We start from the raw sequence: 9,242 nt of genomic DNA, 5'->3' as shown, positions 1-9,242 counted from the left end.
GAGGCTGACGAACAGAAACGGCGTGGAGATGCGGATCGCGCCGCCGAACACCGCGAGCGGGACGGTCCAGTATCCGATGTCACCGGCTGCCATCAGGATTTTCCTTTCAGAAAACCGATCCGGCCATAGAGCGCATCGCTGGCCAGCACACAGACGAAGATCATGCCCTGCAGCACCAGCACCGACGCATCGGGCAGTCCAAGCCGGCGCTGCAACAGCCCGCCGGACGCGCTGATACCGCCGAGCAGGATCGCCACCGGAATGATGGCCAGCGGATTATGCCGCGCCAGGAACGCGACGAGAATGCCCGTAAAACCGTAGCCGGCGGCGAGATTGGCGTTGGTGCGGCCCTGCACGGCCGCGACCTCAACCATCCCCGCGAGACCGGCGGCACCGCCAGCCAGAAAGCAGGTGATCATGATCAGCCGGCCGACGCCGAGCCCGACGATCTTGGCGGCGCGGACATTGCCGCCGGCGACGCGCGCCGCGAAGCCGAACACGGTATGATAGATCAGCACGTAGGATGCGATCGCAGCAATCACGCCGAACACAAAGCCCCAATGCACGTCGGTGCCGGGGATCGAGCCGATCATGTTGGCGGCGCCGATCTCGCGACTCGACGGTTTGTTGAGGCTGGCCGGATCGCGCATCACCCCCTCGACGAGATGGTTGAGGATTGCCAGCGCGATATAGACCAGCAGCAGGCTGGAGATGGTTTCGTTGACGCCGCGGTAATGGCGCAGTCCGCCCGCCAGCGCGATCCACAGCCCGCCGCCAGCGACGCCCGCCAGCACCATCGCGAGTTGTACGACCAACGGCGGCGCGGATTGCAAAAGCAGCGCGGCGGATGTCGCCGACAAGGCGCCGATCAATAGCGCGCCCTCGCCGCCGATAATCACCATTCCCAGTTGCGCCGGTAGTGCTGTGCAAAGCGCCGTCAGGATCAGCGGCGCCGCCTTGGTCAGCGTATTCTGCCAGGAGAACCAGGTGCCGAACGCGCCCTGATACATAAACCAATAGAGGTCCAGCGGGTTCTTGCCGAACAAGGCAACGAACACGCCGAATAAAGCGAGAGCGCCAATCAGCGCCCCAGCGGGGATCAGAATATATTCGATCGTGCCGCCATGGCGTTGGCGAAACCCGGGCCTGGCCACGGGTGTGGTGTCGATTGCCAGGGAGCCGCCAACGCCAGTGGTCACGAAGTTGCTCCGATCACACCCTCGATCAAGTAATCCATCTTCTCAAGTTCGGCATCCTTCTGGCCACGCTCGGTGCCGGCCGTAATGACCACATTACCCTTGTTGTCCTTGAGCGGACCCTTGAAGATCGTATAGGTGCCGGCGATCAGCTGCGCCTTGATATCATCGGCGTGCTTGCGGGCTTCGGCCGACACGGCCTCGCCATAGGGCGAGCATTTGACGACTTCTTCCTTGAGACCGCCGCGGTAGAAATTCGGGATGCCTTCGCCGGACGCCAGCATCTTGAGGAATTTGGGATACAGCGCTTCCCAATTCCATTCGGCGCCGGTGAGATAGGCTTTTGGCGCCAGCGGCGACTGGTTGACGTGATAGCCGCAAACCATGGCGCCACGGCGCGCGGCGTTCTCGACCATCGTCTTCGGACCATCGACGTGGCAGGTCAGCACATCGACGCCCTGGTCGATCAGACTGTTGGTGGCTTCGGCTTCCTTGACCGGCATCGACCAGTCCCCCGTGAAGATCACCTGCGTGGTGGCCTTCGGGTTTGCCAGCTTGGCACCAAGCGTGAAGGCGTTGATGTTGCGCAGCACCTGCGGGATCGGCTTGGCGGCGACAAAGCCCATCTTGCCGGTCTTCGAGGTATGGCCAGCAACGATGCCGGAGATGAATTGGGCTTCGTCGATATAGCCGAAATAGCTGCCGGCGTTCTTCGGATCCTTGTCGCTCCACAACCCGCCGCAATGTTCGAAGCTGACCTTCGGATATTTCTTGGCGATCTTGACCATATGCGGGTTGTAGTAGCCGAACGAGGTCGGGAAGATCAGCGAGGCGCCATCGAGATTGATCATGGATTCCATGGTCTTTTCGACAGCGTCGGTTTCCGGGACCTTCTCCTCCTCGACCACCTTGATGCCGGGCATCTTCTTCAGCGCCGCGGCGGCCTGCGCATGCGCCTGATTATAGCCGTAGTCATCCCGCGAGCCGACATAGATGAAGCCGATCGTGGTGTCGGCGGCGAAGGCCGTGCGCAGGCCAAGCGCTGAACCCAGTGTCAGCGCAGCGCCGCCCTGCAGCAGATGGCGCCGCGAAATCCTGTCGAAGTCCATGATGTGCTCCCCTTCGGCGGACACGCCGCCCGCTCGTTGCGCGGCCGCGCCGGTTCGGCGCAGCCCGGACAACATGTCGCAAGCATCGTGCCAGAAGGTAGGCGCGGCTAAGTTCGGGTCAGTTCACTGAAAATACTGACTTTTTTCGAGCGAACCGCAGATGCAAGGCCCTCTAGTGATAAATATTTGGGCGAAGATATGGAATTGTATGCAATGGAGCTGGGCAATTTCAGATGCCATCAGATTACATATCGGCATCGTTGAGCGAGACAGCGACTTGCATCCGTCACGCCTATGTCGTCCCGGCAAGCGGCCTGCGAGCGCAAGCCGGGACCCGCAACCTCGGTCCTGTCCGTGAAGTTGGGGCGGCCGTCCGCGGGCTAACTCCAACTTGGCGTATGGATTCCGGCTCGGCGTTCGCTCCGCTCACTGGGCCGGGACGACACCGGGAGATGTCGCCTGCCACTACTCCGCAGCCCTCGCGGCCTTGGCGCCGAACATCCGGGTTGGCGTGGCAAAGCCGCAGGAAGCCCCGTCGGTGACCTTGACCTGGTCTTCCCATGGCAGCTTGTACGTTCCCGCCACCATGTCCTGCATGAACGTATAGGGGCAATCCATCGCGCCGCCCTTCACCGCGACATAGCCGCGGTGCCAGAGCTGGTAGATGTTATTCTCGACGCCCCAGTGAATGCGGGCTTCCCGCACCAGATCGGGTCGCACTTCCGCGGTGATGATCTCGTCGGCACGGCCGGTGGTGCCATGCGCGATGACACTGCCATCGAAATTCACGATCATGCCTTCACCCATGGAATCGAACGAACCATCGGAGCCGCACATGCAGACATTCGCCGTCACCATCAAGTTCTGGAACGAGTTGGCCTGATTGGTGAACCGCCAGGAATCGCGGATCGGCGCGGTATAGCCGGCCGTGCGCAGCATGATTTCGGCGCCCTTATAGGCGCATTCGCGTGCCATCTCCGGGAACATGCCGTCATGGCAGATGATCAATGCCAGTTTCGCGCCCTTCGGACCGTCGATCACGGGAATGCCGAGATCGCCGGGCTCCCATGGCTCGACCGGAATCCACGGATGCATCTTGCGATAATACAGTTTGATCTCCCCGAGATCATCGATGATCAGGCCGGAATTCCAGGGATTGCCGTCAGGGTTGAACTCCATGATCGAGAAGCAGCCCCAGATCCGGTTGTCGATGCAGGCCTTCTTGAAGGCCGCGACTTCCGGACCGTCGAGCCGGCACATGATCGCCGGGTTGGTGTCCATCGACAGGCCGTGCAGCGAATATTCCGGAAACACCACGAGGTCCATGGTGCCGAGATTACGGCGCGCTTTGCCGACCATATAGACGATGCGATCGGTTTGCCGCGCCAGATCCTGCGGCGAGGTGACGACCGGCAATTGCAATTGCACCAGGCCGATGACAACGCCTTCCGGCGATTTATTGAGGCCGCCAAGTCCGTTCATGGGAACTCCTTCCGGAACCATTATCGCGACGTCATTGCCCGATTTACCGTCGAATCAGACCCGATTTTGTGGCGGAGCTAAAGTCCATATTTCAGGCGCAGCCGGGGCAACAGCGAGGCATACGCCTGGGAGGTCGGCCGGCGCGTCGTCGCGGCCGCCGAATTACGGCGAAGCACCGAGGTTCAGCCGCGTCTTTCGATCCCATCGCTAAGGCCCGTGCAAGACAGTTGCCATTGCCGCTGAATTGACTTCCATGCAGGTGCGGACTGCCGACTGGCCACGCCAACAATTCGCAATTGTCTTTTCTGGTCCAAAAGATCGCCAAGACAGAATTATTCACCGAATTGTCACGTAACCCGGTGAGACATCGCAGTGAAAAACGATCGGTGCCCAAATGGACTATTTCAAGCGCTTCAATTTCCTGTTTGCGATTCCGAACTTCGAGGCGGATGATCTCGAGGGCGTACGCCTCAACCAGATTGTCGACGAGATCGAGCGATCCGGCTTCGAGGTCGTCAAGGCGCGCAAGCTCGAGGACGCCGCGATCGCGGTTCAGACCGACGCTGCGATCGGCTGCATGGTCGTCGACTGGGGCAAGAAGGGCCTGGAAGGCAAGACGGCCGCCCTGATAAACTTGATGCGCCGCCGCGGCCTCGACTTCCCGATCATCCTGCTGATCCGTCGCAAGCGGTTCGAAGATGTGCCGGTGGAGGTCCTCGATTTCATCGACGGCTATATTTTCCTGTCGGAAGAAACGCCCCCCTTCATCGCCAAGAATCTCGTCAGCCGCCTGAAGCAATATGCCGAGACGCTGAAGACGCCGTTCTTCGGCGCCTTGGTCGACTATGCCGAGGAAGGTAACCAGTTATGGACCTGCCCGGGTCATAATGGCGGCGTGTTCTACAGCCGCAGCCCGATCGGCCGGGTGTTCATGGAACATCTCGGCGAGGCCGTATTCCGCGACGACCTCGACAATTCGGTGCTCGATCTCGGCGATCTGCTGACCCATGAGGGTCCCGCTTTGCAGGCGCAGAAGGAGGCCGCCAAGATTTTCGGCGCGGAAAAGACCTATTTCGTGCTTAACGGCACCTCGACCTCCAACAAGGTGGCATTATCGGCGCTGGTGACCGATGGCGACCTGGTGCTGTTCGACCGCAATAACCACAAGGCTGCCTTACACGGCGCGCTGATGATATCCGGCGGCGTACCGATTTACGTGCCTACGGTGCGGAATCCCTGGGGGCTGATCGGTCCAATGAACTGGGAGGCGTTTGAAGAAGGCGCGTTACGCGAGCGGATCCGGACCAGCCCGTTGGTGACCGACCCGGAAGCCTGGCAACGTCCGCGCCCGTTCCGGGTCGCCGTGGTCGAACAATGCACCTATGACGGCACCATCTACAGCGCTGACATGATCATCAAGCGCATCGGGCACCTGTGCGATTATATCCTGTTCGACGAAGCCTGGGCCGGCTTCATGAAATTCCATCCGCTGTATGCCGGCCGCTTCGCCATGGGGCTCGGCGATCTCGGGCCGGACTCGCCGGGAATTATCGCTACCCAGTCGACGCACAAGCAGCTCGCCAGCTTCTCGCAGGCGTCGCAGATCCACATGAAGGATCGCCACATCCGCGGCCAGAAACGGCGCGTCGAGCACCGGCGCTTCAACGAAAGTTTCATGCAGCACGCCTCAACCTCGCCGTTCTATCCGCTGTTCGCCTCACTGGACGTCGGCGCGCAGATGATGAAAGGCCGCTCGGGCGAAGTCTTATGGGACGATACGATCCGGCTCGGCATCGAACTGCGCAAGAAAATCCGCGCCGTCCGCCGCGAATTCGAGGAGAAGGAGACGCGTCCCGAGCGCCGCTGGTTCTTCGAGCCCTTCGTGCCGGAGCGCGTCGAAATCCCCGATGCGTCGCGCGAAGGCGCCGTGCACAACGTGCCTTGGGAAAGCGTCAGCACCGACCAGCTCGCCACCAACCCGTCCTATTGGCAGCTGGCACCTGACGCCGCCTGGCACGGCTTTCCCGGCATGGCCGCCGGATTCGCCATGACCGACCCCAATAAGCTGACGTTGCTGACGCCGGGCTTCGACCGCGCGACCGGCGGCTATGCCGAGCATGGCATTCCGGCTCCGGTGGTGGCGCAGTTCTTGCGCGAAAACCGCATTGTGCCGGAGAAGAACGACCTCAATTCGCTGCTGTTTCTCCTGACGCCTGGCGTCGAGGCCAGCAAGGCCGGCACGCTGATATCCGGCCTGGTGGCGTTCAAGAAGCTGCACGACGACAACGCGCTGCTGGAAGACGCCATTCCGGAATTCGCGAGGCGGCGGCCGGCGCGCTATGCCGGCGTTCGATTGCGCGACCTGTGCGGCGAGATGCACCGCTTTTTCCGCAAGGCCGACGTCAGCGCGCTGCAGGCCAAGCAGTTCGCTTCAGAACATCTGCCGGAGATTGCAATGTCGCCGCACGCGGCGGCACGCTCGCTGGTCCGCAATGATGTCGATTACCTTCCGATCGACGACATCGCCGGCCGTATCGCGACCACGCCTTTCGTGGTCTATCCGCCCGGCATCGCCACGATCGTTCCCGGCGAGCGACTCACCGCCCGCGCGCAGCCGATGATCGACTATCTCAAGATGTTCCAGACCTCTTTCAACACCTTCCCCGGCTTCGACGTCGAGATCCAGGGCATTTACCGCAAGGTTGACGCCAATGGCCTGATCCGGCTCTACACCTACGTGGTCAGCGAATAGCGGAGCGCGGATGGAAGCCCGGATACCCAGAGAACATGAACAGCCTGTCGTCGTGCGGCCATCGCGCGACGGCGATGTCGAGGCGATGCTGGCGATCTATCGCCGTCATATCCGCCACGGCATCGACGAGGGTGTCAGCGACGCCGAAACGCCGCAGCCGGACGATCTGCGCGATCGGCGCAAGAACCTGCGCAGCCGGCGCTTCCCCCACCTGGTGGCAACGCAGGCCGGAGAAATCGTCGGCTACGCCTATGTGGTGCATTTTCGCAAGCGGCCGGCCTATCGCTTCACGGTGAAGCACTCGATTTATATCCACCATGACCATGTCGGGCAGGGAATCGGGCAGATCCTGATGCGTGAACTGATTGACGTCTGCGCCGCGGCGGGCTTCAGGCAGATCATCGGCTATATCGACGCCGACAACACAGCCTCCCTTGGCCTGCACGAAAAATTCGGGTTTTCCCGGGTCGGCCTGCTGCGGGGCGTTGCCTACCGGTCCGGCCACTGGGCAGATACGATCATGGTGCAGCGCTCGCTCGCCACCGGCTCCGCCACCCCTCCTCCGCTGCCGCCGCCATCACTTTCCGGGCGCTGACCCGTGCGGGTTATCCGCGTTGTCCGCGACGATTTGAGAGCATACATCTGCTGATATCCGCCCTCCTTGCGGAATCGACAACAGGCCATCTGCGCATGATCGATTCACCATCCGCGAACCGTGTTTCCCTGCACGCCCTGCATATCGGTGACCGCATCAACACCGCGACCTTCGACGGTGACATCGTCTCGGCGGTCCCGCTCGCGGTTCGAACGGGTGAGAAGGGTATCGCGGTCGTTTTCCGTTATGGCGTCGCCGTTCTGATCGGTCTTTCGCCGGAGGAGGAAGCCGCATTCCTGTTAAAAATATCGCCCCGGGTGGTCGGCAGGCTCAGCCTTGCCGAGGAAGAGCGTGTGATCGTCGAGATCTCCGGCGGTGCGGATGACCAGGTTTCGGCGGGCGGCCCGATCTCGCTGGGAGACATGTCGCTGCCGCGAATGCTGATCGTCGCCGACGTTCTGGCCAAGAGCGTGGCCCTGGCGAGCGACGAGCGCGAAGTAACTAAAGTGTTCGGTATTATCGAACCCTTCGCCGTCGAACTGGCCACCCGCGGGCGCACCCGTCGCAACCGCACCGAGATCCTCAAGCTGATCGGCAACGCCCTGCTGGTCCAACACCGGGTATCGGGTCGCGTCGCGGTCGCGGAGAAGCCGGACGCGTTGTGGGACCGGCCGGATCTCGAGCGCCTTTATGCCCGGCTCGAGGATGAGTATGAGCTAAAGGAGCGCGTCGAGACCCTCGACCGCAAGGTCGCGGTGATCGCCGAAACGGCGGAGACATTGGCCGATATCATCGATACCCGACGATCGCTTCGCCTTGAACTGATCGTCGTCATTCTGATCGCAATCGAAATCGCCACCAGCTTCTACCAGATTTTTATCGGCAAGGCGGCCCACTGAAAGCCTTAATTTCCGCAGAAGGCCAGCAACGCATGCGGCTGAACGGGACCATACCGAAACATGAACGCGCCATCCCCTTTATTAGACTTGAATTCCGACCCGGCGCGACGGATGCGCAGCAGGCGCCGGGCAGCAAGAACCTTTGCGCTTTTCGTCGTTGCCAGTGCGCTGCTATTCGTCGCGCTGGCTGCGACATCGGTATATTTCATCACTCGACCGGAAACGCTTCGGGTTGCCGTTGGTCCGCCGGGCAGCGACGACGTCAAGTTCTTGCAGGCGGCGGCGCAGACATTCGCGCGCGAACGCGACCATGTCAGGCTGGCGCTGACGGCCACCGACGGATCCGCGGCCAGCCTGGCGATGCTCGGCGAGCGCACGGTCGACCTGGCGGTCGCGCGGGCCGATCTTCCGATACCCAACGATACCCAGGCCGTTGCGATCTTGCGCAAGGACTTCGTGATCCTTTGGTCCGTTCCGAAGCGTGATGAAAATCGATCTAAGAGACCCGCGACAGCCATCAAGGCGTTGGAAAACCTGCCGGGTCGCCGGGTCGCGATCATCGGCAGGTCAGCGGCCAATCCGGCTATGCTGAAGCTGATCCTGACGGAGTCGGGCATCGCTGCCGACCGGGTGGAACTGGTGCAGTACGGCGCCAACGCCATCGACGAAATGGCCCGTGACGTCCGAAACGATGCCTTCATGGCGGTCGGGCCGCTCGGCAGCAAGGTGACCGCGGACGCGATCGCGGCTACCGCGCGAATCCGCGGCGAGCCGCAATTCCTCGGCATCGACGTCTCGGAAACGATTGCCCAGAAACACCCGATCTATGAGTCAGCGGAGATTCCGGGAAGCACGTTCAGCTCGTCGCCCGCGCGTCCGGATGACAAGGTCGAGACCATCAGCGTCGACCATCTGATCCTTGCGCCAAAATCACTCCCCGAGGCCACCGTGGTCGCGCTGACCCGCCAGTTGTTCGTCGCCCGTCCCGCGTTGCTGCGCGAGATTCCGGGCTCGATGCCTTCGCCTTTCGACATGCCCCGCGGCTGCAGCTTCGCTCCACGCTGCTTCTCGGCCATTGCGCGCTGCCGGCAAGAGGCGCCGGCTCTGTCCGATATCGCACCGCAGCACTCGGTGTCCTGTTTCGTCGCCCAGGCAGCGCCACCGTGATGCAGACGACGAAGCAGACGGTTCTAGAGGCGATCGACCTGG

At 61.9% G+C, this 9,242-nt stretch carries 7 protein-coding genes and 1 pseudogene; 4 read left to right on the top strand and 4 right to left on the bottom strand.

Annotated features, from left to right (window positions below):
• The 4 genes and pseudogenes from Q0S16_RS15810 to Q0S16_RS15795 form a co-directional block, all read right to left on the bottom strand.
• Window positions 1-93, bottom strand: a pseudogene (locus tag Q0S16_RS15810) (ABC transporter permease); the annotation flags it as partial.
• Window positions 93-1,199 carry an ABC transporter permease gene (locus Q0S16_RS15805; protein WP_295849919.1) on the bottom strand — a complete coding sequence of 369 codons (1,107 nt, stop codon included), beginning with the start codon at window positions 1,197-1,199 and terminating at the stop codon, window positions 93-95. The pseudogene Q0S16_RS15810 and the gene Q0S16_RS15805, both read right to left, overlap by 1 nt.
• The gene (locus Q0S16_RS15800; RefSeq protein WP_295849917.1) at window positions 1,196-2,305 is read right to left on the bottom strand and encodes a BMP family ABC transporter substrate-binding protein; all 1,110 of its coding nucleotides are present in this window, start codon (window positions 2,303-2,305) and stop codon (window positions 1,196-1,198) included. The genes Q0S16_RS15805 and Q0S16_RS15800 overlap by 4 nt, the downstream gene beginning before the upstream one ends.
• Window positions 2,306-2,770: 465 nt before the next feature.
• Window positions 2,771-3,787 carry a formamidase gene (locus Q0S16_RS15795; protein WP_295849915.1) on the bottom strand — a complete coding sequence of 339 codons (1,017 nt, stop codon included), beginning with the start codon at window positions 3,785-3,787 and terminating at the stop codon, window positions 2,771-2,773.
• A gap of 394 nt (window positions 3,788-4,181) precedes the next feature.
• On the opposite strand from Q0S16_RS15795, the gene Q0S16_RS15790 reads away from it, so the two are divergent.
• From Q0S16_RS15790 to Q0S16_RS15775, 4 genes are all read left to right on the top strand, one after another.
• Window positions 4,182-6,539: an Orn/Lys/Arg decarboxylase N-terminal domain-containing protein gene (locus Q0S16_RS15790; protein ID WP_295849914.1), complete on the top strand. Its 2,358-nt coding sequence runs from the start codon at window positions 4,182-4,184 to the stop codon at window positions 6,537-6,539.
• Between the two features lie 10 nt (window positions 6,540-6,549).
• Window positions 6,550-7,134, top strand: coding sequence for an N-acetyltransferase family protein (locus tag Q0S16_RS15785; protein WP_295849912.1), 585 nt, complete (start codon window positions 6,550-6,552; stop codon window positions 7,132-7,134).
• Between the two features lie 95 nt (window positions 7,135-7,229).
• Window positions 7,230-8,033 carry an RMD1 family protein gene (locus Q0S16_RS15780; protein ID WP_295849910.1) on the top strand — a complete coding sequence of 268 codons (804 nt, stop codon included), beginning with the start codon at window positions 7,230-7,232 and terminating at the stop codon, window positions 8,031-8,033.
• Between the two features lie 111 nt (window positions 8,034-8,144).
• Window positions 8,145-9,200 (top strand): oligopeptide/dipeptide ABC transporter ATP-binding protein, encoded by a 1,056-nt coding sequence (locus tag Q0S16_RS15775; protein WP_295849908.1) that lies wholly within the window; start codon window positions 8,145-8,147, stop codon window positions 9,198-9,200.
• Window positions 9,201-9,242: the final 42 nt, after the last annotated feature.

It is taken from the genome of Tardiphaga sp. (genome assembly GCF_025356345.1).
Classification (GTDB): Bacteria; Pseudomonadota; Alphaproteobacteria; order Rhizobiales; family Xanthobacteraceae; genus Tardiphaga.
The sequence above is the reverse complement of the archived record's forward strand: the minus strand, read 5'-3'. Positions and strand labels throughout refer to the sequence as shown.